This window comes from Haliea atlantica, assembly GCF_054779855.1.
The window spans coordinates 139,957-163,683 of sequence record NZ_BAAGXL010000019.1 but is presented as its reverse complement, the minus strand read 5'-3'; the positions used below and the strand labels follow the sequence as shown (position 1 = coordinate 163,683).

Below are 23,727 nucleotides of genomic sequence, written 5' to 3'. Positions count from 1 at the left end.
GATGGATCCCCACAGTCTCGACTGGGATTACCCGGCGCCCTTTGTACAGTCTGTGACTGTCGCAGACACCGACATCGACGGCCTGCAGCACACCAACAACACGGTGTATGTGAAGTGGTGCGAGCGCGTTGCCTGGGCGCATTCGGTAAGCCTGGGCCTGGACCTGGACAGCTATCGCCGACTTGACCGCGCCATGGCCATTACCCGCAGCGAATGGGACTATCTGAGAGCTTCACAGGCCGGTGAAACCCTCGCGGTAGCCACCTGGATCGTCGACTGGGACCGGCGCCTGACCATGCTGCGCCGCTTTCAGATCATCCGCCCCGTCGACGGCGCCACCCTGCTGCGGGGCGCCATGCGCTTCGCCTGCATCGAGATCAGCACGGGACGACCGCGGCGCATGCCGCGGGAATTTATCGAGGGCTACGGCCCGGCGGTCCTCGACGGGGGCTCAACTACGCGCCCAGTCAAAGGCCAGGACGCTGCGGATATCTGACGCCCCGACCCGGCACATCAATAGGCGATCGACTCCCAAGGCCACGCCACTGCAATCGGGCAGGCCACTGCCCAGGGCCGCCAGCAAGTGTTCGTCCAGGGGGTATTCCGGCAAGCCCGCTTCCCGGCGACGGCAATTGTCCTCAAGGAAACGCTGGCGCTGCTCCGCAGCATCCGCCAGTTCGTGGTAGCCGTTGGCCAGTTCCAGTCCATCCACGTAAAGCTCGAAGCGCTCGCCGACCCAGTGGCCATCGCGCTCTCTCAGTTGTGCCAGAGCCGCCTGACTGGCCGGGTAGTCAGTCACGAAACAGACACCCTGCCCGGCCAGCCAGGGCTCCACCGCGTGAGTCAGCAACAGATCCAGCCAGAGGTCGCGGCCGCCCTCGAGGGAGCCGGTGTCCACCCGCTCACGGGCACAGCGCTGCAGGGTCTCCAGGCTCGCCGTGAAAGGGTCCAGACCCAGGGCAAACTGGAACAGCTCGCGATAGCTGAAGACCCGCCACGCGCGCCGCCCGAGCACCGCAACGACCAGTTCGGCCACCTCCTCGATCAGCTGTTCCAGGCTGAAGCCGGGCCGGTACCACTCCAGCAACGTGAACTCCGGGTTATGCCGACGCCCGACCTCGGCGGCCCTGAAGGCCTTGCCCAGCTGATAAATGGGACCACTTCCGGCCGCCAGCAGTCGTTTCATGGCGTATTCGGGGGAGGTCTGGAGAAAGCGGCGGGACTCGCCGGGGGGTAGGCCCCCAGTAACCAGCAGGGGTTCCAGGGACGGGTCCGTCACGCCGCAGGAGGCCAGCAGCGGCGTTTCCACCTCCAGCACGCCGCGCTCGGCAAAGAAGTGGCGGAGCAGGGCATAGAGATCCGCCCGCTGCCGCAGCGCTTCCGTCGCGGCAACGGGCTGCCAGTCAGTCACCGCGGAGCCGGCTCAGCTCTTGCTGACGCGGTTCTGGTACTCGCCAGTGCGGGTATCCACACGGATGACCTCACCGGTGGTAATGAACAGCGGGACCTTGACCACGGCGCCGGTGCTGAGTGTCGCGGGCTTGCTGCCACCCTGCGCGGTATCGCCTTTGAGGCCGGGATCGGTCTCGACAATTTCCAGCTCGACGAAATTCGGCGGAGTCACCGACAGCGGCGTGCCGTTGTACAGGGTGACTTCACAGGTTTCCTGCTCCTTGAGCCACAAGTGGGCGTCACCCACTGCCTTGGCATCCGCCTGGTGCTGTTCAAAGGTATCCGGTTCCATGAAGTGATAGAACTCACCGTCGTTGTAGAGGTACTGCATGGTGCGATCCATGACATCGGCACCCTCCAGCGACTCACCGGATTTAAAGGTGCGCTCCCAGACACGACCGGTCTTCAGGTTGCGCAGCCGCACGCGGTTGAAGGCCTGCCCCTTGCCGGGTTTGACAAACTCGTTCTCGAGAATATTGCAGGGATCGCCATCCAGCATCACCTTGAGGCCGGAGCGAAATTCATTGGTAGAAAACGTCGCCATGGGTTGTCTTTCACAAAATTTGAAATGGGGCGCAATCATACCGCAGCAGGCGGCGGGACGCAGCCCACCCGGGTTCCCGCACTTTCTTCTGGCACCCGGCAAAGAAACTGGGCTAACCTGTGAACAGATATGGGACATCCGTTGCCGGGACACGCAGACCAGCCATGAGCGAAGGCAATCCAATCAAGCTCAGAATTCCGCGCCAGGACCTGCCGGGCTTTACCGCTTTCCCGCTTTCCGCAGACGGCGCCAGGGCCTGGGTGAGCGCTCTCCCCGTGGCCAATGCCCGGGAAGTGGCCCTGCGCCTCAAGGCGGTGTTCGACGAGCTCAATCGCAGCCCCGCGGCGCCCGACCTGCGCCACCAGCTGCTGGAAATCCTGCGGCCGGCGCTGCAGGTTGCCACGCAGACGCTGTCCCGGCGCTTTCTCAACCAGCCCCTGGTGCTGCCCGAGGAGCCGCGGCAAATTGCCCAGCTCAGCGACCAGCTCTACGGTCTCGCCGCCACCGGCTATACCCTGGTCGCTCTCCACGCTATCCGCGACCGCCACAGCATCCAGGGTACCAACCCCGCCCGGCTGGCCTGTGAGGCCCTGCAGCGTGCGCTCTGCCTGGTTGGCTGCAAGCAATTGCAAGCCTTCCAGCTGTACCAGGACAGCGATAATCGCGCCTGGTTTACACTGCACCAGCTCTATACCCTGGCCGAACGACAGCAACTGACCCAGCTGCCGGTCATTGGGCGCCTGGGTGAACACACCACCATCACGGCAACCTACGCCGCTCCTCTGCTATTGGCCTGCTGCAAGCCCAACCAGCTGCGCCAGAGCGACCTGTCGGCCATACACCGTGGGCTCCGGGAATGGAGCCACAACGTCCGCGTCTTGCCCTTCCACCCCAGCAGCGGATTGTTTGCCATCGACCTGGACAGCGACCAGCCTCCAGTCTATGCCTCGACGGTAAGCGGCAGCGACAGCAAGCAGCTGCGCACACTCGACACCGAACCCCTGGTCGCCGCACTGCGCCGGCTGGCCGAGCGCGACCAGGAAGAGGGCGGCAAAGGGCTGGTATTCGATCAGGACACGCGCCTGCACAGCAATATTTTGCAGCACGTGATTGAGTCGCTCTCATCGGTCAGCATGCGCAATTTCAACCGCAGCCCCTTTCGCGGCGAGCTCTGGGTTGGGGTCGGCCTGAGCAGCGCTCACTACCACTGCGCGGGGGAGCTGACCTTCGAGCAGGTTCTGCACGGCCGGGACTACGAGCCGTCGGCCGATGCCCGGGTTGCCGGCAACCCCTTCCTCGTCGACCAGCACCGCCACGACCCCTGGGAGACCATTAATCCACGCGACATTCACCAGGGCGAAAAAACCGCCAGTCCCGACGAGGAGGCCCCCGGGGCCATCCCCATCGAGCCGCTGGTTGCCGAAGAACTGCTGGACGACGAGCCACCCCAGCTGTCAGCCAGGGAGCGCTACCCGGAGTACCGCGTACAGGCAGTCAACGCCAGCCCCGGCGGTTACTGTCTCGCCTGGGACGACGACCTGCCCGGCGATATCCGCACCGGCGATGTTCTCAGCCTGCGCGAGGAAGGCCACGGAAACTGGCTGGTCGCGGCGATACGCTGGATCAGCTCGCTCCAGGGCGCCGTCACCATGGTGGGGGTCGAGCTGCTCAGCCCGGGCGCCATTCCCTATGGCGCCCATATTCAGAACAACCAGGGTGGGGAGTCGGCCCCGATCCGGGTTCTGCTGCTACCCGAAATCAAGCTGGTCGGCCAGCCCAACACCCTGATTACGCCACGCAGCGGCTTTCGCGAAGGCCAGAAACTGCGCCTGGAACGCCACGGGGAGGAACTGCGCATCCGCCTGCAGCGCCAGCTTGCTGCCACCGCCACCTTCAGCCAGTTCGACTACCGGGTGCTGCGCGAGTCGCACAGGGACGAAGCCGGCGAGGCGGACCGACAGACCCTGCCTGGCTCTCCATTCAAGTCCCTGTGGACTGATATCTGATCACGCCCGACAGCCTGGGACCAGAATTCACCGCTACCCGGCCGAATCCCGGGGTGGCTGGTAGCGGTCGGAAATCCCCAGCAGATAGAGGATGGCATCCAGCCCCAGCGTGGAAATCGACTGCTCGGCGGACTGCTGCACCAGGGGCTTGGCCCTGAACGCCACACCCAGCCCGGCGATACTCAGCATGGGCAGGTCGTTGGCCCCGTCCCCCACCGCAATCACCTGCTGCAGGTCGATTCCCTCGCGTCGCGCCAGTTCCCGCAACAGGGCTGCCTTGCGCTGACCATCAACGATCTCGCCGCTCACCCTGCCGGTAACCACGCCATTTTCGATGTCCAGATCATTGGCGTGGACGTAATCGATACCCAGGCGCTCCTGCAAGCCGCGCGCAAAATAGGTAAAGCCCCCGGAGAGTATTGCCGTGCGGTAACCCAGTGCCTTCAGGGTGGCAATCAGGTGCTCGGCACCCTCGGTGATGCGCAGGCCCCGGGCAACCTCCTCGAGGGCGGTTTCGGACAGGCCGCGCAGCAGCGCCACCCGCTCGCGGAAGCTGGCCTGGAAATCCAGCTCTCCGCGCATGGCGCGTTCGGTAATTGCACTGACCTGCTCCCCCACGCCGGCGAGACGGGCCAGCTCGTCGATGACTTCCGCCTCGATCAGGGTTGAGTCCATGTCAAACGCGACCAGACGTCGATTGCGCCGGTACATGGTGTCTTCCTGAAAGGCCAGATCCACGTCCAGCTCGCTGGCAACCTCGAGCAGTTCGCGGCGAAAGGCCGTGAGGTCATGCAGCGGGCCGCGCAGTGTGAATTCGACGCAGGCCTTGCTTTGCGGCGGCAGCTCACCCACGGGCACCCGGCCGGAGAGCCGGGTGATGCCGTCGATGCCGATATCGTGCCGGGCAAACACGGCGGTGACCCGGGCCAGCTGATCGGCAGTGATTTTTCTCGCCAGCAGGGTGGTGATGTAACGCGGCCGGCCCTGAGCCTCCACCCAGCTGTTGTAGCTGTTGGCCTGGACATCCTGCCAGCGCAGCTGGAGCCCCTTGTCGGCGGCAAAGCCCTGCAGCGCCGCCACCAGCGCGGAGCGGTTGGCACCCTCCGGCAGCTCCAGCAGCAAGCCCATGGACAAGGTGGCGTGAATCACCGCCTGCCCGATGTCCAGGACATTGACCCCGTGGCTGGCGAGGATCTCGGTCACGGCGGCAGTTATTCCGGGGCGATCCTCACCGGACAGGGTGAGCAGGGTGATGGCATTCACTGTCTATAACTTTCCCGCTGACTGCAGAGGCGGCTATTCTACCTGTAGCGCCCACCCGGCGAAACGCCACCCGGCAGCGGGCATGGTTTATACTCGGGCCTTTTCTGCCCAGGGAGTCTCCAGCAGCGTGCCGCAACGTATTCGCGAGGCCAGCCTTGCCACTCAACTGGGGGTGATCGCAGCAGTCGGCTGCCTGATCATCAGCCTGGCACTGGTCTCCATGGCAGACATCTCCAACCGCCACATGCAGCAGGCCCAGCAGGCCGGATTCGGGAATGCCCTCGCACAGCAGATTTCCCGGCGCATCAGCACGGCCCTGGAAACCGGCGACCTGCTCAGCGTTGCCGCCTCCCTGCACCGATTCCAGGAATCTGCCTCCGCCGAGCAAGTCAGTCTCTATGATGTAGAGGGCCGCGCTCTGGGACAGGCCGGCGAGGTCGGCGCCGGCCCGGTGGCCTACTATCGGGCGCCGGTGCGCATCGGCGGCGATACCGCGGGCGAGATTGTCATCGCCATCAATACCGAGGGGGCCCAGACCGAACGTCTGCGCTTTCTGTTCAGCCTGCTGGGGCTGGCCGTACTGCTGTCGATGCTGACCTACGCCTTGACCCGCTACGCCGGCCAACGCTGGCTGGCGCTCCCACTGAAGCAGCATGCCGATGCACTGGCACTGGAGGACAGCCCGCTTGAGCAGCTGCCGGAGAACGAACTCGCACAGCTCGCCGGCCGGGTGGAGCGGCTGCCCCTGACCCTGCTGCGGGCCCGCGGCAGCCCGGCACCCCGGGACGAGAATTACCGGGACACCGCCGTCCTCTATCTGCATTGCACCAGCCTGCTGGACTACGTCGACACCCTGGATGAAAAAGCCCTGCATCGCTACATCCGCCGACTGCACCAGGTCTGTTACGCCGCCGCTGGTTTCTACCAGGGCCGCCTTCAGGTAGTACGGCAGTTCGGGGTGGCGGTATTTTTCAGCGGCGAGAACAAGGGCGGTAGCCCGGCCTTCCGCGCCGCTGCCTGCGCCTGGCTGATCCGCGATGTCTGTCGAAGCCTGGAACAGGAGATGTCGCTGTCACTCAATGTCGCTCTGGCGGTGGCCCACAGCGAGCTGGGTCGCGGCGACGAGGGGGACATCTACCCCGGCCTATACCTGCAGCCGACCCTGGATGAGCTGCAGGCGCTCTGCGCCAGCCAGCCTCCAAAGGTGATGCTGTCGCCCGGCGTCTGCGAGGACCTCGACATCAGCAGCCGCCTGGAGCTGGAACCCAGTGAATTGCGCGACTATGCCATTCTGGAGAGCTTTGCAGGCCCCTATCAGGACATGCTGGACCGACAGTTGCAGCTGATCCTGCGCAAGTTGCGGGACTTGTAGCAGGCAAGCTAGTTCATCCGCCGCCCTGCTGACGGGCCACCTCCGCAAACATGCTGGCGATCGCGCCGGGATCAATATACTCCCGCCAGTAGCTGATGAGGCCGTCCCGGAAGTGGAAGATCCCCAGGTACCTGTTGCGGTAGGGAACGCCAGTCTCCAGGTGCCGGGCATTGGAATCATATTCCGCGATCAGAATGTCGGGATCCAACAGCTCGTAGATGGCCTGGATACCATAATTGAGGCCGGACAGGGGCGCCTGGCCCTCCTCGAAGAACTGCCTCAGGGTCTCCCGGCCCACCATCGACTCCGGCATGGCCTCGATGGGCTTGTAGGGCCAGTCGCAGTAGACGTCCTCGGTGAGGTAGTTCAGGCCGGTCGCGAAATCCTTGATACCGCAGGCTTTGAGCATGGCCTTTAGGGTATCGATATTCTGCGCGCGGCGTACGGCATCGTTCATGATCGGGCTCCAGGAGAGGGTGGACAGGACGTCATGCCAGCCTAGCAGGCGGCGCCCGGCCACCACTCATCCGCTGAAATGAGCGGGGGCCGTCGCAGGGCTGACCAGACTAGAGGAGGCGCGCCGTGGAGTGATTCAGACGGGCGACCACCTGCGCCTGCTTGCTGGTGCCCATGCGCTCATAGATACCGCGCAAATGTGTCTTTACCGTATTCACGCTGACCCCAAGGGCCTCTGCCGATTCACTGATACTCAGGCCGCGGGCGAGAAGAGCCGCCAGCTTCGATTCACACTTGGTAAAACCGTACATGCTGCGAAGCATGACGGGATCCAGGTCGATGGAAGCCTGCAGGCTGGCATTCACATACACCACCGCCGCGGGTTTCTCCCAGGAATCGAGGACCCGATCCGACACCAGGGGCTTGACCACCACGTCCAGCACCGGGTTACCCGGGCTGGCCTCCAGGCAAACCCCCTGGCCGCGCTGGGAACGTGTCTTGTTCCGGTGCGCCGCCAAAGCCAGCTCAATTGCTTCGTTCAGGGGCCTGCCATCGATGCTGTCCGCGCAGCGCAACTTGCCATTCTGCAAATGCAGGAATTCACTGGTTTCGGTCAGCTCGCGCGCTGCCTGGTTCGCCGAGACAACACGCCCGTAACCATCCAGCAGCAGGCAGGCAATGGACATCCGCGCCATCGCCTCCTCGAAGAATTCCTGGATGTAGCTGCCGTGTGTGTACTGTTCGCGCAGGCGGATCGCTCGCTGCAGGTGAGGCACCAGCAACTCCACCAGCTGCTTCGAATCGTCGCCGAAGACACCCTGGTCATCAGTCCGCTCCAGAGACAGCTTGACCCGCATGACATCATTGCGCAGCACATCCATACCCATCAGATGCCGGATACGCAGCGGCTTGAGAAAACGCTGGTATAGCGGTGAGGTGAGGAACTGGTCGAGGGGGATCAGTTCCTCGATATTGCTGGCCCGCGGGATGGGCAACTCCTGGTACCAGTTGACCGTCATCACGTCATCGACACGCTCTCGCCCTACCGCCGCGGGGTCTTCATTGTCGGTAATCAGATAGTAGGCACCGGGTGCCGCCGGCGAGGAAATCAGCAGGGAACTGTCGTGGGCGCCAGTGACCTCGGTCAGACGGCGCATCAGCCCCTTCCAGGGCTTCGCTTCTTCGACCCCCTGGTAGGCGAGACCCACCAGATCACTGAACCCGGGCAGGGATTGCATGGTATGCATGGCGCACCTCATTCTGCTTATGTCATGGCCGCTCAGGGCATAAACAATATCCCTGCAATCGAATGACCCGGCATCACCCGATTGAATGAGCTTTGAACAAGGATAGCAGACCTGGACCGGGGCTTTCCCCGGGAAGCAGAGTGCCCCGCAAGTCGACGGAGCTTAAGTCGACAGCCTGCGCTTCAGCGCCACCGTCAGCAGCAGACCCAAGACGGCAAAACCGGACAGCAGGAGAAAGGCTGGCGCATAGCTTCCGCTGCGGTCAAAAACCAGCCCGGCGATGGGGGCAGCACCGAAATTGAAGGGTATGACCAACAGCGTCAACAGGCCCAGCATGGCACCGAAGCGCCGCGCCCCGTAAATCCGCCCGAGCAGCGCACTCAGCGCCGGATGTGCACCGCCACCGCAGAGTCCCAGCAGGACCGTCGCCAGCGCCAGCCCCGGCAGCCCCTGCTGCAGGAGCAGGAAGGGCCAGACCAGCGCCTGCAGCCCCAGGTTCACCGCCAGGGCGCCGGTGGGGCGCAGGCGATCCGCCAGCCAGCCGAACAGGGCAGCACCGGCAATCGCGGCGAGCCCATTGATGGAAAGCAGCAGCGAGGCCCGGGGCAGCGATATCCCCAGCTGCAAGGCATGCTGCACCACATGCGTCACCAGCACGATGCCCCCCGAGAACATGGCCCCACCAATCACCACCAGCAGCCACAGGCGACTGTCCGCCAGCGTTGTTTGCCACCCCTCGCCGGGCACCCGAGGGGCCGGACCGGCCACCTCCGCAGCGCCTTGTGGGTAATCGCGCAGAAGCAGCAGGAAAGGTGCCAGACACAGGCAGGTGCCGGCAAAAATCCGCAGCAGGGTTCTCCAGCCGGACATCTCCAGGATCCAGCCAAACAGCGGGGGCCCGAGCGCTACCAGGATCGGCAGGCTGACAATCCCCAGGGCCCGGCCCGTGGCCTGGGGGAACCAGTTGGCCGCCAGTTTGCCCGCGGGCAACACCCCGAACCCGGTAATACCTGCCCCCACCAGCAGCCCGTAGGCCCCGAGAAACAAGGGCAGCGACATGGCCATGGAGGCCAGCAGGAAGCCGGCCGCGGCCAACAGAACCCCCAACAACATCGTGCCCCGGATTGACCAGCGGTCCAGCAGCAGACCCAGCACCGGCGACAACAGCCCCATCACCAGTGACACCAGGGCGATCCCGAGGGACAGCTGCGAGCGCCCCGCCTCGAAGGTCACCGACAGATCGGCGATCAGCAGGCCAAAGGCGCCGAAGGTCAGGCCAATGGCCAGATTCTGTGCGGCGGTGGCGATAGCCAGCACCAGAGTGGGATGAGGCATGACGGTCGAGCGCTCCATGATGGCCGACCCGCTCAGTCTGCTGACAGCGCGTAGGCGATGATGTGGTCACTCTTGCGCCCCGGTAGCGCTACGTGTCCACCGGCCGCTATGACCAGGTACTGGCGCCCATCGGCGCCCAGGTAAGTCATGGGCGTGGCGTGACCTCCCGCCGGCAACCGCGACTCCCAGAGCAGCTCACCGGACAGCGTGTCAAAAGCCCGCAGGCGCGCATCCGTGGTCGCGGCAATGAAGGTCAGCCCGGATGCTGTCAGCAGCGAGCCACCCAGGTTGGGCGCACCGAAGGAAAGACCAAAAGGCAGGGGCACCGGTCCCACTTCCGCCGTGGTACCCAGCGTACGCTCCCAGGCCACCTCGCCGCTGGCCAGCCGGATCGCTGTCAGCTTGCCCCAGGGCGGCGGATTGCAGGGAATGCCCAGGGGTGACAGCAGTGGACGCAGGGATGCGCGATAGGGCGTACCCGCCATGTCGCCGCCGTTATCCATGCCACCCCCGGCAACCTGGCCTTGTGAGCGGGGTATCAGCTGGCTGACCACGGCCAGGCTGGAATGATTGACCAGCATCAGCCCCCGCTCCGGGTCAACCGAGACGCCGCCCCAATTGATGCCGCCCAGCATGCCGGGGAACTGAAGGCTCCCCTGCAGGCTGGGCGGCGTGTAGAGACCCTCGGCGCGCAGGCTCTCAATCTCCTCGGCACAGGCCTGGCGGTCAAAATACAGCAGGCCCCAGGAGCTGTCGGCTGTGAGCCGACTGTCGGACAAGGGCCGGGGGCGCTGCGGGAAAGGCTGTGTGGGCGAAGCCTGCTCACCCGGTACATCGGAGGCTGGCACCGGCCGCTCTTCCACCGGAAACAGGGGCCCGCCGGTGCGCCGGTCGAGAAAGAACAGCAGACCGGTCTTGGTCGCCGCCACTACGGCGGGCACGGGGCCGTCGGGGCCCGGCCAGGTGAACAATGTCGGCTGCGCGCCGACATCATAGTCCCAAAGGTCGTGGTGTACCGTCTGGAAATGCCAGACCAGCTCGCCGCTGTCTGCGCGCAGCGCCACCACCGAGCTGCCGAAGTGGTCAAAACCCTCCCGCTCGCCGCCCCAGGAATCCGGACTGGGGTTGCCGGTAGGGACAAAGACCAGCCCGGTTTCCGGGTCGTGGGAAAAGGTGCCCCAGGCATTGGGGGTGCCGCGGCGGTAATTGCCCGCCGCATCCTGCATCGGCTGCCCCGGGGGCACCGGGTTCCAGGCCCAGCGCAGCTCACCACTGCGCAGGTCGAAGGCGCGTACCACACCACTCGGCGCATCCACCTTGCGGTTGTCCGCCACCCGCGCGCCCAGCACCAGCACGCCGGACTCGGCGGCCACCGTTGGCGGCGCCGTGACATTGTATTCACCGGTCTCCAGCTCTCCCAGCCCGGCGATCAGGTCGACGACACCCTCTCGGCCAAAATCCGCGCAGAGCTTGCCAGTGGCCGCATCCAGGGCCAGCAGGCGCGCGTCGTAGGTGCCCAGGTAGACTCGTGAAGCACACGCCCCCCGGGCCTGCGGATCGCGCCACCAGGCTACACCGCGGCACGCAAAGGTCAGACCGTCCGCCTCGTCGACCCCGGGGTCATGAACCCAGCGCTCCTCGCCGGTGGTGGCATCCAGGGCGATGAGACGATTGCGGGCACTGCAGAGATACAGCGTGTCATCGACCTTGAGGGGCGTGACCGTGAGCATCTGTTTGAAACGGGCCGCCTCGGAGTCAAAAGTATCGCCAGTGCGATATTCCCACGCCACCTCCAGCTGCGACAGATTGCTGGCTTGCAGCTGTTCCAGGGGTGAGAAACGGGATCCAGCGGCATCACCGCCCCACGCAGGCCAGTCGGCGCCCGCCGAGGGGCCTCCGGCCATGGCCTCCAGACAGACCACCAGCAGGGACAGGGCGGCAAGGATGCGAACTCTGCTTATCATTTTCATGCTTCTATCCTAGCTCTGCCCCTCGTCGGCGATCTTCATCTGCCCAGATGAAAAGGTCCCAGCCAGCCTGGCGCAGGATAGCGCTGCTCGATAATCAGAAAACCGAGAGGTGCACCATGCAACACCCTTCACGAATCCGTTATCTCGCCCAACAGCTCGCCTGGCTGAGCATTCCCGCCACCCTGGGCACCACGGCACTGGCGCAAAACCCGGACCAGCGCGCCACAGCCATCGAAGAGGTGGTAGTCGCCGCCCGCCGCGTGGAAGAAAACCTGCAGGATGTTCCGGTGGCTGTCACCGCACTGACCCGCAGCGACCTGGAAGCCCTGCGCGTGGACAACATTCTCGGCGTGGGTCAGACCGTGCCCAACGTCTACATCCAGAAGCAGGGGGGCAGCACCGCGCCGCAGGTGAATATGCGCGGCGTATCCAACGGCTCCCTCAACCTACAGGTCGACTCCGGGATCGGCATGTACGTCGACGGCGTCTATCTTGGCCGCGGTGGGGCGGCAGTCTTCGAGATGGCTGACCTGGAGCGGGTCGAGGTCATGCGCGGTCCCCAGGGCACCCTGTTTGGTCGCAACTCCACGGGCGGTGCGATCAACCTGATCACGGCCAGTCCGACCGGGGAGTTCGGGGTCAAGCTGGACGCTGGTATCGGCAATTACAATGAGCGCCACTACAAGGCCACGATTGATCTGCCAGAATGGAACGGCCTGGCGACCCGGCTGACCCTCGGCAACCGCTCCTATGATGGCGATGTCGACAACCTGTCCCCGCGGCGCACATGGTTCCTGCCCGAGCCCTTTGGCAAGCAGACCACCAGCCGGCGCGGAGGCGACAGCGACAGCGACAACCTGTTCCTGGCCGCCGAGTACACAGGCATTGATCGCCTCAAGCTGGCCTACAAGTTTGACTACAGCGACTGGGAAGGTACCCAGAACTACCGGCAGATGGGCAGCTTCGGCCCCTGTGCCGACTTCGACAGCACCCCTGGCCAGTGCATTATCGGCAACGGCCTGGTCGAAGCGGTCCACCCGATCAGCGAGAGCTTTGAGTACCGGGATGAGCTGGCGGTGCCACTGGAATCTACCGCCACCAATGAGACCCTTGGTCACTCCCTGACCGTCGACTTCGAGCTGAGTGACAATATCGATCTCCGCTATATCCTCGGCTATCGGGAGTACGAGCTGGATATGGGCAGTAACCAGGTCTGGGGTGATGGCGAGTACATCGATACCCTGGGCATCATCGGCTCCCAACCAGGCGGGGTTTACGCGCCCTTGATCGCCATGCGTTACGAGGAGCACGAGCAAACTTCCCACGAATTCCAGCTGCTGGGCAACGCGGGCAATCTGGACTGGATCCTGGGCGTCTTCCACTTTACTGAAGAGGGCGAAAAGGACGGTCCCATTCTGCTGTCCCGCCCGATTTCCGACGGCGAGTTCGTACCCATCTCGGCGCAGGATTTTCACTATTTCGTGGGGCAGAAGCTCTCAACCGACAACGACTCCACCGCCGTTTACGCCCACCTGACCTGGCGACTCGACCGTCTCGAGCTGGCTGGCGGCCTGCGCTACACCGAGGACGAGCGCGAGGAGTTTGTAATCGCTGCAGGCCTGTACGGACTGGCTCTGCCAGGCAATCAGAGCTTCGAGTATGAGGGCGACAATGTCGACTATGACATCTCCGCGACCTGGCACCTGGATGACAGCATAAATATCTACGCCAAGCATGCCACGGGCTTTGTCAGCGGTGGCGTTCTGGGTGGCAGCACCTTCGAACAGGAAGACATGGAACTCTATGAGCTGGGCATGAAGGGTGACGTCTTCGATCATTCCCTGCGCTTGAACGCGGCGGTTTTCCGTCAGGAACGCTCCGACGTGCAGATTGAAGGCTTCACCGCCATCGGCTACTTCATGGGCAAGGGTCGCGATATCGTCTCCGAGGGCGTGGAGCTGGAAGCCACCTGGGTACCGACTGCAGGCCTCAAGCTGAATGCCGCCTGGGGCTATACCAATGTCGACAGTTCCGGTGACCTGCGTACCTACCAGCCGGAGCACACGCTCTACCTGGGCATGGGCTACGAGTTCGCCACAATGGCCAATGGCATTCAGCCCAGCCTGCGCATCGACGCCAACTGGCGCGATGACGTCTATCGCCTAGCCTGCCCAGCGGGCATGGATCAGGTGCCGGCCTCGGATGTGTGCGTCGGCACTGCCGACCCAGCCCTGGATGCAGCCGCTGCCATCGGCGCCACCACTCGCCTGAGTGCCCGCTTCGAGCTGGCCGAGATTCCCCTCGCTGGAGACACGCGATTCAAGGCGGCGCTGTGGGGCCGAAACCTGCTCGACGAGGACGAGATCGAGTTCAACTTCACCCTTGGCGGGCCGACCATCACGAGCACCTTCATGCGCCCGCGCACCTACGGGTTGGACCTGTCCGTGGAGTTCTGACGTACGGCCATGCCGGCGCAGCCTTCAATGTAGGCCCGCCAGCACGCCGCAAAACGAGAAAGGCCTGCCCGGGTGACCGGGCAGGCCTTTTTACTCGATGTTGCCAGCTTTTCTGTCAGGCCGCAGCGGATACCGCAGTCGCTACCGGTGCCAGGAACTCACCGGGACGGGCATCCGTGCTCTTGCTGCCGTCAAAGGTGACTTCGCCATTCACCAGGGTGGCCCGCATCGGCGCTGGGTCACGCGTCCAGCGCCAGGTAAAGCCGCCCTTGCCATCCGGCACGTCGTAGACGCGCTTCATGTCGCGCTCCTGGATCTCGTCGGCATTGAACACGGCAATATCAGCGCGCATGCCCGGGGCGATTACCCCGCGATCGGCAAAGCCAAAATGCTTCGCCAGCTTCCCGGTCTGGATGTAGACCGCCTCCTCCAGGGTGATTTCGCCATTGCGCACAAAGTCGGTGAACAGCTTGATGTTCTCGCCACCGCCACAGAGCATCTGCCCGTGGGCTCCCGCATCACTGATGTTGCCCACCGAATTGGGGTCGCGCATCAACTTGACCACCATCTCCCGATCGCGCTCGAAGGGCGGCATGGTCACCGTGGACTCCAGGCCATTGGCCAGGAGCCACTCCGCCATGGCATCGGAAGGATGCGGTGCACCGATTTGCTGCTGGTACTCACCCAGCGTAATGTGCGTCGGTCCCACGCCGTTATCGGAATTCATCAACTGCAGGTGCTCGGCGCGGCCCTTGGGAAAAGGCGAGAATTCGAAAGCCTCGTTGTCCCAGGACTGTCGGGCCCGGGCGCGCCACTCGGGGTCGCGCAGGATGGCTGCCTTGGCCTCGTCGCCTTCCGCGACCACCACTTCGTGCCAGACATAGTCGTTGGACTGGGCGAAGATCAGCGAGTTCTGCACGCTGAGGGTCGAGGTCACCGCCACGTGGGCATAGCCGGTCCAGAAGTCGCGACCCTCGCGCTTGAACTGCTCGTGAATCTCCACCAGCGGCGCCTGGATGCCCATCATGTCGCGCTGGAAGACCAGGGTCGGCAGGCCCGCCCACTGGACCCGGATCGGCAGGCCCTCGGCCAGGCGGCCGATGCGGCGCATGGTTTCGGGGGCGGTCATGTTGCGGAAGGTATCGACAATCACCTGCAACGTGGCGCCCTCGTGGCGACTGATCACTTCCATCAGCGCGCGCAGCTCGGCGTCGTCCGCCTTGAGAGAAGGCACGGGGCGGTCTTCGCCATCGTGATCGAACAGATTGGAGGACATGCCCAGTGCACCGGCACCCAGGGCCTCGTCCAGCAGGGTGCACATCTTCGACACTTCTTCAGGTGTCGCGGCACGGTCCCAGGCTTCCATGCCCATGACCGCCAGGCGCAGGGCGATATGGCCACAGAAGGCCGCGTAATTGGCCGGCAGCTTGACGTTGCGGACCATGGAGTCCTTGTACTCGGGCCAGCTGCGCCAGTCCCAAGGCAGCTCCTTGAGGAAAGGCTGCGCGGGAATATCCTCGAAGAAGGAGAAAATCCCGACCACCTCGCGGCGGGCCGCCTCGTCGTCGGAGACCGGCGCGATGGAGAAACCGCAGTTGCCCATCACCACCGTACTGACGCCATTGCCGGGCAGCGGGTCCAGGCTCTGGTCCCACCACATGGCACCATCGAAGTGGGTGTGGCTCTCGATGAAACCGGGGGTGACGTGACAGCCGCTGGCATCCACCACCTGCTCGTCGGCCTCGGGTTGCAGACCGGGCTCCACCGCGGTGATCACGCCGTCGCGAATGCGCACATCGGCGGCGAAGGCAGGGGCACCAGTGCCGTCGACGACCGTGCCGTTGCGAATTAGTGTCTTGCTCATCCTGTCGCTACCTCGTTGATTATAGTGTGGAAAAGAGGGATTGCGACCGCGCGGAAGTCAGGGCGACCGCACCCCACTGCAAGCAGTGTAGGCATTTTTAATAACATTTTCCATAATTATTTTCAGGGCTGCGAGAGCTGCCGCTCCAGGCCCATCACCAGGGACTGGAAACCCAGTTCCAGCACCTGCTCCCGGCGCACCGTGGGCAGGTAGTGGTTGAGCGCCCCGAGCCATTCGCGATGCTCGCCCACGGGGTCCAGGGAACGCGGGCCGAGGCGGCGCGCGGGCTCGGCGAACTCCTCGATGTAGATCAGCCCCATGGCCTGGCTGGTGATCCAGGCCAGCAGCAGGGCCGCTTCCTCCTCCCGCACATCCAGCGCATGCAGCATTTCCAGCAAGGGTTGCATGATCCGCTGCCAGGCAGGCGTCGTTCTGCCCTCGATGGAGACAATACGCAGGGCCACCGGGTGACGCTCGCAGTGACGTGCCAGCGCGCGAAGCCAGGTCATCAGTTCCGATTGCCAGGCTTCATCCCCCGCCATGGGCGGCAACTCGAACAGGCCAAAAGTGTGGTCGGCCACCGCCTGCAGGAGCTCCGAGATATTCGGGAAATGGTTGTACAGGGTCATCACCGATACGCCGAGGCCGGCGGCGACATCCGCCATGCTGATCTCGTCGGGGCCGACGTCCTCCAGCAGGCGCAGGGTCACGTCAATTACCCGCTCGCGACTGACCTTGGGCGGCCGACCGCGACGGCGGGGCGAGGGTACCGGCTTCTGGCTGGGCATTCGGACTCCGTGGCAGGGGTGATCAATAACGCCGCCAAGCCTAACACGCCGACCCCTGCGCTGCGCTAACCCACCGTCAGGCGCAGGCCAGGCAGGGTGCTCCGATCCAGCTTCTGCTCCATCACGCGCCGGTAGCCGGTCTTGCGAATCTTCCACCCATCGTCCAGCCGCACATATTCGTCCTGATAATAGGCAAACATCTCCTCCTGCCGCTGGTCACCCTTGTGCAGATAGAAGTGATACATCCCCCAGATGCCGCTGGCGTGGTTCTCGCCCTGGAAAGTGATCTCGGGCATGGTCACGTGCCAGTAGCCGAGCACCTCGGCATGGTTGCGGCCGTGGCTGTCGCGCAGAAAGGCGAGCAGATCAGCGCGATTGTCAAAGGTGTAGAGACCGTCGGAGTAGGCCGTCTGCACATCCTCGGTAAGCAGGCTTTCCATGCTGTCGAAGTCACCCTCGGTCATGCAGCGCACATAACGATGCTTGAGCAGGCGGATGTCCTCGAGGTCCAGCAAACGGGCAACGGCAGGGTCCGGATGGGGCTGGGTCATGGGCTTTCTCCAGTTGCGAAGATTATTGTGGCGTAGCTCTCAAGTTTGCCCATTGTCGACGGCTGGGCCGGACTGTCACCACCCCGGAGCATGAGTTACTACCCAAAAAGGTGAGGAAGCGCGAGGAAATCTGTGGGACATTGACAGGGACCTCCAATAACCCCAACCAGGTATTCGTCATGGAATTTGGACTTTCAATCGCCTTCAGCGATCCGGCGCACTACATCCCGCTGGCCCAGGCCGCCGAGGAGAATGGCTTCGGTCTGGTAACCCTGGCTGACCACCTCATCTATCCGTCAGAGTTTTCCGTGCCCTACCCCTACACGCCCGACGGTGTACCGCGCTTCGGTGAACTGGACCCCTTCCCGGACCCCTGGGTGGCCATCAGCGCGATGACTGCGGCGACCAGTCGTATCCGCTTCTCCACCAACGTCTTCGTGCTCCCCGCGCGCAACCCCTTCCACGTGGCCAAGATCCTTGGTACCGCCGCGATCTTCAGTAACTACCGCGTCGCCCTGGGCATTGGCATGGGCTGGATGCCCGAGGAGTTCGCCGCGGGCGGGCAGGACTTCCGCAATCGTGGCAAGCGCGCCGACGAGATGATCGAGGTGATGCGCAAGCTGTGGAGCGGCGAGCGCGTGGAACACCACGGGGACTTCTATGATTTCGAGCCCCTGCGCATGTGCCCCGCGCCGGAGCAGGACATCCCGATCTACGTCGGCGGCTTCTCCAAACCGGCCATGCGCCGCGCCGCCCACAACGACGGCTGGATCTCCGACCTGCACACCCTCGCCGAACTGGAAGCGCTCTGCCAGCAGGTGGACGCCGAGCGGGAGAAGGCGGGCACCCTCGACAAGCCCTTCAAGAAACTCTCCTTCGGCTGTACCGACGCCGCGGGTCTGGACGGTTTCCGCGCCATGCGGGACATGGGCATCAGCGTGACCACCACCATGCCCGCGGTAATGTACGGCAGGGACATGAAGCCGCCGCTGGAGGAAAACATCGACTGCATCAAGCGCTTTGCCGATGACGTGATTGGCAAGCTGTAGCGTGCACCTGCACCCGGACATGGCCGCGGCACTGGATACGCTCGATCCGGCGGTACGCGACTGTGGCCCGGTGCTGGAAATGCTTGCCCGGCAGGGCAGGTCTGCGCTTGGCCTGCGAACACCACTGGCAGCGCCTGACAGCCAGACTGACGAGGGTGTCGATGTCAGGACAGTGACCCTCGACAGTCGCGAAGACGGCTCGAGCCTGAGGGTGCGCCGCTACCGGCCGGAGGGTGCGGCGGTGCAGCCCGCCCTGGTCTATTTTCACGGCGGCGGTTTTGTCTTTGGCGCACCCGAGGATGAAGATCTGCGCTGCATATTTTATGCGCGCGAGGCTGCCTGTACGGTGCTGTCAGTGGACTACCGTCTCGCGCCCGAACACCCCTATCCCTCCGGGCTGGAGGACTGCATCCTTGCCTGGCAAAGCATCACGCGCCAGGCCGGTGCGCTGGGCATTGATCCCGCCCGCATGGCACTGGGAGGCGCCAGCGCCGGCGGTGGCCTGGCAGCCGCGACCGCCATCACTCTGCGTGACCTGGGATTGCCGCCTCCGCTGCTGCAACTCCTCATCTACCCGGTGCTTGATGACCGGCTGGATACGCCTTCCATGCATTCCTGCGGCGACACCCCGGTCTGGAACCGGAAAACTGCCAGGCAGTCCTGGGCAATGTACCTGGGGCAGGCGGGAAAAGGCGCTGTACCCGACACCGCCGCACCCGCCCGCGCATCCAACCTCTCGGGACTTCCTCCGGCATACCTGGCGACCGCCGAGCATGATCCGCTGCGCGACGAGGGCCTGAATTTTGGCCTGCGGCTTCTGCAGCATGGCATCCCCGTGGAACTACACAGCTATGCCGGCACGTTACACGGCTTCGACGTACTGGCCACCGGCTCGAAGCTTGCGCAGGGTGCCTTGCAGGAACAGGTCCGGGCACTGGTGGACGCCTTGCACTGACCCATTCATGCCCCACCCATCCAGCGAGGACACGGCAGGATGTCACAGCGATTTGACCTGAACACCGAGAGCCGTACGCTGCGTCGTCGACTGGTCCGCACTATGCAGCAGGGTTTGAGCGAACTCGGTCCACAGCCACTGGTAACCAATACCTCGCTCTATACCGACCCCGAGCGTCACGCCGCCGAGCACGAGTTCGTGTTTCGGCACACGCCACTTGTGGTCGGGCTATCCAGGGATGTGCCGGAACCGGGCAACACACTGCTGTTCGATGCCTATGGCCCGCCCGTGATCGTGGTGCGCCAGGAGGACGGCGGCCTGGCCGCATTCCGCAACTTCTGCCCGCATCGTGGCGGTCAATTGCAAGCTTCCCGCAGCAAACAAGGGGGGCTATTGTGCCCATTCCACGGCTGGCGATTCGACCAGAAAGGGCACCTGACGCATAGACCGCTGGGTGAAGCCTTTGACCAGACCCGGAAGACCTCGCTTGAACCGGTTGCTGTTGCGGAACGCCACGGCCTCCTCTTCATTCAGCACGAAACCACCGAAGACGAACTGGATCTGCGGGGTTTCCTGGGCGGGATAGACAGACTGCTGGAAGCGTTTCAGCTGGACCGCGCAGAACCCGTCGGCCATGACACGCTCGAAGTCGAGGCCAACTGGAAACTGGTCGTCGACATATCCTGCGAGGGCTATCATGTACCTGCGACACACCCGAAGAGCCTGTCGCCGCAGCTGGTCCCCTTCCTGACCATTCACGACCACTTCGGTCTGCATCATCGTTTTGCCAGTCCGGGCCGGGATCTCCAGCGCCTCGTAGACCTGCGGGAATGCGAATGGCCGCCTTCTGGCACAGATTACAGCGCCGTACATTACCTTTTCCCGAACACGATTCTCACGGTCTCCGCTGCCATCGACGGCGAGTTGCCGGTCATTGCCATCAACCGCTCCTTCCCTACTCGGGATATCGGCGTCACGCGGGTTGTCTACAGCAGCTACCGGCCCATGGACGCGCCGCCCGTCCCGGCTTCCGCCTACGCAAAACTGCACGCGGCGATAGTCAACATCAACCGCGATGAAGACCTGCCTACCGTCGCGGGGGCATGGCGGAATTACGCCAGTTTGCGCGAACCCGCGTCGCTGGTATTCGGACGCAACGAAATGCTGTTGCAGCGCTACCACGGGGATATCGCATACGCCTGCGGCATCCCCCTACCCATCACGGCCGCTTGAAGAACGGAGCAGAGAACATGAATCACGAAGCCCGCAGCCAGTACCTCTTCGATGTGCACTGTATCGAGCAGGTGATCAGCCACTACGTTATTGGACTGGATACACTGAACATCCCGCTCATGCGCAACTGTTTTACCGACGATGCCCACGTCGAGATCCCAGGCGCGGGGGTCCAGAGTCCCGACGAGTATGCGGCCATCTGCAAGCAGAGCCTGCCGGGCCTGGACGCCACCCATCATCAGCTGGGCCCGATCGCGGTGGAAGTGACCGGCGACACCGCCAGGGCACACTGCTACCTCACCGCACAGCATGTCCTGCACAGTGCCGGCGCTGACTGCCTGCTGACCATCGGTGCCTGGTACGACGACGAATTGGTGCGTACCCGGGAGGGCTGGAAAATCAGCAAACGGGTGGGTACGGCGGTGTGGCTCGCCGGCAACCCAGCGGTGCTCGGCATGCCGATGGAACAGGGAGCATTTCCGAAGTCGCCAGGGCGGGAGTGCCCCGCGTGGCTTCGTCGCGACTGACATTACATGTACATCGCGATCGTATACCCGCCATCCACCGCCAGCGTCTGACCCGTCACATAGGAGGCCAGTGGCGAGGTCAGGTAGAGCGCCGCACCGGCAATATCCGCCGGGGTCCCCTGCCGCTGAATCGGCAGACGCGCATACAACTTGTCGAACTGCTCGTCTGTCATATCCGCATTCATCGGCGTTTCGATATTGCCGGCAGCGATGAGGTTGCAGCGAATGCCGTGCTTCGCCCAGGACACCGCCAGGGTCTTGGTCAGCTGTACTAGCGCCCCCTTGGCTGCGCCGTAGCCCGGCACCATTTCGAAGCCGAAGAAGGAAGTCAGGGAGCCGATGCCGATCACGCTGCCGCCGCCTTCCAGTTGGCTGTGAGCCAGCTTGTCGCGGAGAGCGGTAGCAACACTGAAGTAGCTCATGAGGTTCACTTCGATGGCGTCGCGAAACCCCTCCTCCTCCCATTCATTGACACCTCGCGGGAAGGCGGCGCCGGCATTGTTGATCAGAATATCGAGACTGTCGATCTCACTGGCCAGCCGGGACGCCGCTTCCCGGTCAAAGGCGTCGTAGACGTGATAGACAAAGCGCGAAAGGTCGGCATCATAGTCATGACCACTGGGCCGGCGACCGGTGATATGAACAACGGCACCACTATCAGCATAGGCACTGGCGATTTGCAGCCCTATACCGCTGGTGCCTCCCGTGACCAATACGCTGCACCCCGAAAAATCAAAGTTCACCCTTTCCCGCTTCATGCATCAAACCTCGGTATCCGAACATGGCAGGCAGACTATGTCAGCATGGCTTGAGTGCGGCATCATCGGGACAGATGAACCTGGATGGATTGGGGGCCCTCACCGGCTCGCTTCACCGACGAGGGCCCAGGAAGCAGACACAGCAAGATCTGCTTCGTTAGGGTTGATACGACATTCGTTGAGCAGTCAGGACCAGTATGGGCGACTGGCGTCCAGCTCCGCTGGCTGCGTTAGTCTGCTACCCAGGCTCACGCCGCGAAGCTGAAACTCGACAGCTCCGGCTTCTCCATCGCTTCCGCGAAATCGTCGTAGCTCCAGGGCCAGCTGGCGGGCACGCCCTGGGCATCCAGGTACCAGCTGGAACAGCCACTACCAAAGATGGTGTTGCGGGCCGCCTCGACGCGCCGCTGCTCATAGTCCGCAAAGGCTTCCGGAAGGGTGTCCACCAGACGCGCGCCCTGGCGCAGCTGGTCAATCAGTTGATCAATGTAACCCCACTGCCGCTCGGCGATGTCGATCAGCGAGAAATTCCCCACCGGCCCGCCGGGCCCGTTGAGCATGAAGAAGTTGGGGAAGCCGGGAATGGTCATCGCGTAGTGGGCGCAGGGGCGCTCGCTCCAGGCATCGTCCAGGCAACGCCCCTGACTGCCGGTCACCACGGTCGGGCGGATAAAGCGGTCGGCGCGGAAGCCGGTGGCCAGCACCAGCACGTCCAAGGGGTGGAAGCTGCCGTCCTGCATACGCACACCCTCGGGCTCCACCGCGGCAATGCGCCCGGTTTCCACCACTGCATTGGGCTGCTGGATGTGATCGTAGTAGCACCAGCTGTAGATCAGGCGCTTGCAGGCAGCACGGTAATCCGGGCGCAGTTTTTCCCTCAGCACGGGATCTTTGACGCTCTCTTCCAGGTTGCGCAGCACCTCGGCTTCTACCGCGGCGATCTCAGGTCCATCGGGGTTGGAGATGGCGTTACAGAAGCGACGGATATTGCCGAAGTATTCATCGCTGTAGCGGACGGCGTCGATTTTTTCCGGATGGGCACGAAAGTCCGCGCGATCCTCGTCAGTGTAGGTGAAGTAGGGAACCGGCATGATCCACTGTGGCGAACGCAGGAAGTGGACTACGGTTTCGCTGCGTGGCTGCAGGGCGGAGAGAATCTGTATGCCGGTGGAACCACCACCAATGATGCCAACACGCGTGCCATCGAGTACCGCGGAGTCATCCCAGCGCGCACTGTGAAAGGCCTTGCCGGCGAAGCTGTCCAGGCCGGGAATTTCCGGCATGTTGATGTGGTGGAGAACGCCGGATGCAGCGATCACCACATCCGCCTCAAGCGCACTGCCATCACACAGGGTGAGCTGCCAGGTGGTCGACGCGTCATCGAAGCGGCAGGCAGTCACCTCGCTATTATAGCGGATCAAGGGGCTCACGCCGTAGTCGTCGGCGACTTTCTGAAAGTAGTCCCGTATCTCCGGTCCCGGCGCGTAATAGGCACTCCAATCCGGGTTCGGCGCAAAACTGTAGGTGTAGGCGTGGGCAGGCACGTCGCAGGTCAGGCCGGGATAACGGTTCTCCCGCCAGGTGCCACCGAGGGTGGCTCCCTTTTCGTAAATCGACACATGCTGCTCGCCGCGCTCCAGCAACTTGATCGCGGCGAGGATGCCCGACATGCCGGCACCAATAATGGCGTAGCGCAGTTCGCGCGGGGCTTCTACAGACGCTTGATTCATGGTTGCCTCGTACTCTTTCCGATAGATCCAGGGTTGATGCGATCAAATAATATGAAACCAGTGGCATGTGTACATCGTCGATATGGATGATTATGCATTGGAGTCGCATTCGTGCTGCACAATGGGCCTTTTTAGCTGGCTCAAAGCTCCTTTCACCGAATGAGAAAAAGA

The 23,727-nt window shown here is 63.6% G+C and carries 20 protein-coding genes; 8 read left to right on the top strand and 12 right to left on the bottom strand.

The window, feature by feature from the left end:
* Window position 1: 1 nt before the first annotated feature.
* The gene (locus ACYVGS_RS12515) at window positions 2–496 is read left to right on the top strand and encodes an acyl-CoA thioesterase (protein WP_460589258.1); all 495 of its coding nucleotides are present in this window, start codon (window positions 2–4) and stop codon (window positions 494–496) included.
* Here the strand turns inward: ACYVGS_RS12515 and epmA are convergent.
* Both epmA and efp read right to left on the bottom strand, forming a co-directional pair.
* Window positions 452–1,411, bottom strand: coding sequence for an EF-P lysine aminoacylase GenX (gene epmA, locus ACYVGS_RS12510; protein WP_460589029.1), 960 nt, complete (start codon window positions 1,409–1,411; stop codon window positions 452–454). The two genes, ACYVGS_RS12515 and epmA, sit on opposite strands and share 45 nt — an antisense overlap.
* Window positions 1,412–1,423: 12 nt before the next feature.
* Complete coding sequence (efp, locus tag ACYVGS_RS12505; protein WP_460589028.1) at window positions 1,424–1,996, bottom strand: elongation factor P; 573 nt, start codon at window positions 1,994–1,996, stop codon at window positions 1,424–1,426.
* A gap of 164 nt (window positions 1,997–2,160) precedes the next feature.
* Here efp and ACYVGS_RS12500 point away from each other — a divergent pair, with 164 nt between their 5' ends.
* Window positions 2,161–4,002 (top strand): hypothetical protein, encoded by a 1,842-nt coding sequence (locus ACYVGS_RS12500; RefSeq protein WP_460589027.1) that lies wholly within the window; start codon window positions 2,161–2,163, stop codon window positions 4,000–4,002.
* Between the two features lie 33 nt (window positions 4,003–4,035).
* Here the strand turns inward: ACYVGS_RS12500 and serB are convergent, their stop codons facing one another.
* A complete protein-coding gene (gene serB, locus ACYVGS_RS12495; protein ID WP_460589026.1) occupies window positions 4,036–5,265 on the bottom strand; it encodes a phosphoserine phosphatase SerB in 1,230 nt (409 codons plus the stop codon).
* Window positions 5,266–5,392: 127 nt separating this feature from the next.
* Between serB and ACYVGS_RS12490 the strand changes: the two genes are divergently transcribed.
* On the top strand, window positions 5,393–6,637 hold the full coding sequence (locus tag ACYVGS_RS12490; RefSeq protein ID WP_460589025.1) for a hypothetical protein: 1,245 nt from the start codon (window positions 5,393–5,395) through the stop codon (window positions 6,635–6,637).
* A 13-nt stretch (window positions 6,638–6,650) separates the two neighbouring features.
* Here the strand turns inward: ACYVGS_RS12490 and ACYVGS_RS12485 are convergent, their stop codons facing one another.
* The 4 genes from ACYVGS_RS12485 to ACYVGS_RS12470 all read right to left on the bottom strand — a co-directional run bounded on the left by ACYVGS_RS12485 (window position 6,651) and on the right by ACYVGS_RS12470 (window position 11,645).
* Window positions 6,651–7,094 carry a nuclear transport factor 2 family protein gene (locus ACYVGS_RS12485; RefSeq protein ID WP_460589024.1) on the bottom strand — a complete coding sequence of 148 codons (444 nt, stop codon included), beginning with the start codon at window positions 7,092–7,094 and terminating at the stop codon, window positions 6,651–6,653.
* A 109-nt stretch (window positions 7,095–7,203) separates the two neighbouring features.
* Entirely contained in the window at window positions 7,204–8,340 is a 1,137-nt protein-coding gene (locus tag ACYVGS_RS12480) for a helix-turn-helix transcriptional regulator (RefSeq protein WP_460589023.1), read from the bottom strand.
* Window positions 8,341–8,502: 162 nt separating this feature from the next.
* Complete coding sequence (locus ACYVGS_RS12475) at window positions 8,503–9,675, bottom strand: MFS transporter (RefSeq protein WP_460589022.1); 1,173 nt, start codon at window positions 9,673–9,675, stop codon at window positions 8,503–8,505.
* A gap of 32 nt (window positions 9,676–9,707) precedes the next feature.
* On the bottom strand, window positions 9,708–11,645 hold the full coding sequence (locus ACYVGS_RS12470; RefSeq protein ID WP_460589021.1) for a pyrroloquinoline quinone-dependent dehydrogenase: 1,938 nt from the start codon (window positions 11,643–11,645) through the stop codon (window positions 9,708–9,710).
* 116 nt (window positions 11,646–11,761) lie between these two features.
* Here ACYVGS_RS12470 and ACYVGS_RS12465 point away from each other — a divergent pair, with 116 nt between their 5' ends.
* Window positions 11,762–14,101 carry a TonB-dependent receptor gene (locus ACYVGS_RS12465; protein ID WP_460589020.1) on the top strand — a complete coding sequence of 780 codons (2,340 nt, stop codon included), beginning with the start codon at window positions 11,762–11,764 and terminating at the stop codon, window positions 14,099–14,101.
* Between the two features lie 115 nt (window positions 14,102–14,216).
* Here the strand turns inward: ACYVGS_RS12465 and ACYVGS_RS12460 are convergent, their stop codons facing one another.
* From ACYVGS_RS12460 to ACYVGS_RS12450, 3 genes are all read right to left on the bottom strand, one after another.
* Window positions 14,217–15,965: an N-acyl-D-amino-acid deacylase family protein gene (locus ACYVGS_RS12460; protein WP_460589019.1), complete on the bottom strand. Its 1,749-nt coding sequence runs from the start codon at window positions 15,963–15,965 to the stop codon at window positions 14,217–14,219.
* Window positions 15,966–16,087: 122 nt separating this feature from the next.
* Window positions 16,088–16,753 carry a TetR/AcrR family transcriptional regulator gene (locus ACYVGS_RS12455; protein ID WP_460589018.1) on the bottom strand — a complete coding sequence of 222 codons (666 nt, stop codon included), beginning with the start codon at window positions 16,751–16,753 and terminating at the stop codon, window positions 16,088–16,090.
* A 65-nt stretch (window positions 16,754–16,818) separates the two neighbouring features.
* Window positions 16,819–17,304 (bottom strand): nuclear transport factor 2 family protein, encoded by a 486-nt coding sequence (locus tag ACYVGS_RS12450; protein WP_460589017.1) that lies wholly within the window; start codon window positions 17,302–17,304, stop codon window positions 16,819–16,821.
* 179 nt (window positions 17,305–17,483) lie between these two features.
* Here ACYVGS_RS12450 and ACYVGS_RS12445 point away from each other — a divergent pair, with 179 nt between their 5' ends.
* Genes ACYVGS_RS12445 through ACYVGS_RS12430 form a run of 4 tightly spaced genes read left to right on the top strand, consistent with a single transcriptional unit; the run spans window position 17,484 to window position 21,068 of the window.
* Entirely contained in the window at window positions 17,484–18,353 is an 870-nt protein-coding gene (locus ACYVGS_RS12445; protein WP_460589016.1) for a TIGR03619 family F420-dependent LLM class oxidoreductase, read from the top strand.
* A gap of 1 nt (window position 18,354) precedes the next feature.
* Complete coding sequence (locus ACYVGS_RS12440) at window positions 18,355–19,308, top strand: alpha/beta hydrolase family protein (RefSeq protein ID WP_460589015.1); 954 nt, start codon at window positions 18,355–18,357, stop codon at window positions 19,306–19,308.
* 39 nt (window positions 19,309–19,347) lie between these two features.
* Entirely contained in the window at window positions 19,348–20,541 is a 1,194-nt protein-coding gene (locus tag ACYVGS_RS12435) for an aromatic ring-hydroxylating oxygenase subunit alpha (RefSeq protein ID WP_460589014.1), read from the top strand.
* 17 nt (window positions 20,542–20,558) lie between these two features.
* Window positions 20,559–21,068 (top strand): nuclear transport factor 2 family protein, encoded by a 510-nt coding sequence (locus tag ACYVGS_RS12430; protein WP_460589013.1) that lies wholly within the window; start codon window positions 20,559–20,561, stop codon window positions 21,066–21,068.
* Between the two features lie 2 nt (window positions 21,069–21,070).
* On the opposite strand, the gene ACYVGS_RS12425 is transcribed toward ACYVGS_RS12430, so the two are convergent.
* Both ACYVGS_RS12425 and ACYVGS_RS12420 read right to left on the bottom strand, forming a co-directional pair.
* Entirely contained in the window at window positions 21,071–21,826 is a 756-nt protein-coding gene (locus tag ACYVGS_RS12425) for an SDR family NAD(P)-dependent oxidoreductase (protein WP_460589012.1), read from the bottom strand.
* 248 nt (window positions 21,827–22,074) lie between these two features.
* Window positions 22,075–23,556: a flavin-containing monooxygenase gene (locus ACYVGS_RS12420; protein ID WP_460589011.1), complete on the bottom strand. Its 1,482-nt coding sequence runs from the start codon at window positions 23,554–23,556 to the stop codon at window positions 22,075–22,077.
* Window positions 23,557–23,727: the final 171 nt, after the last annotated feature.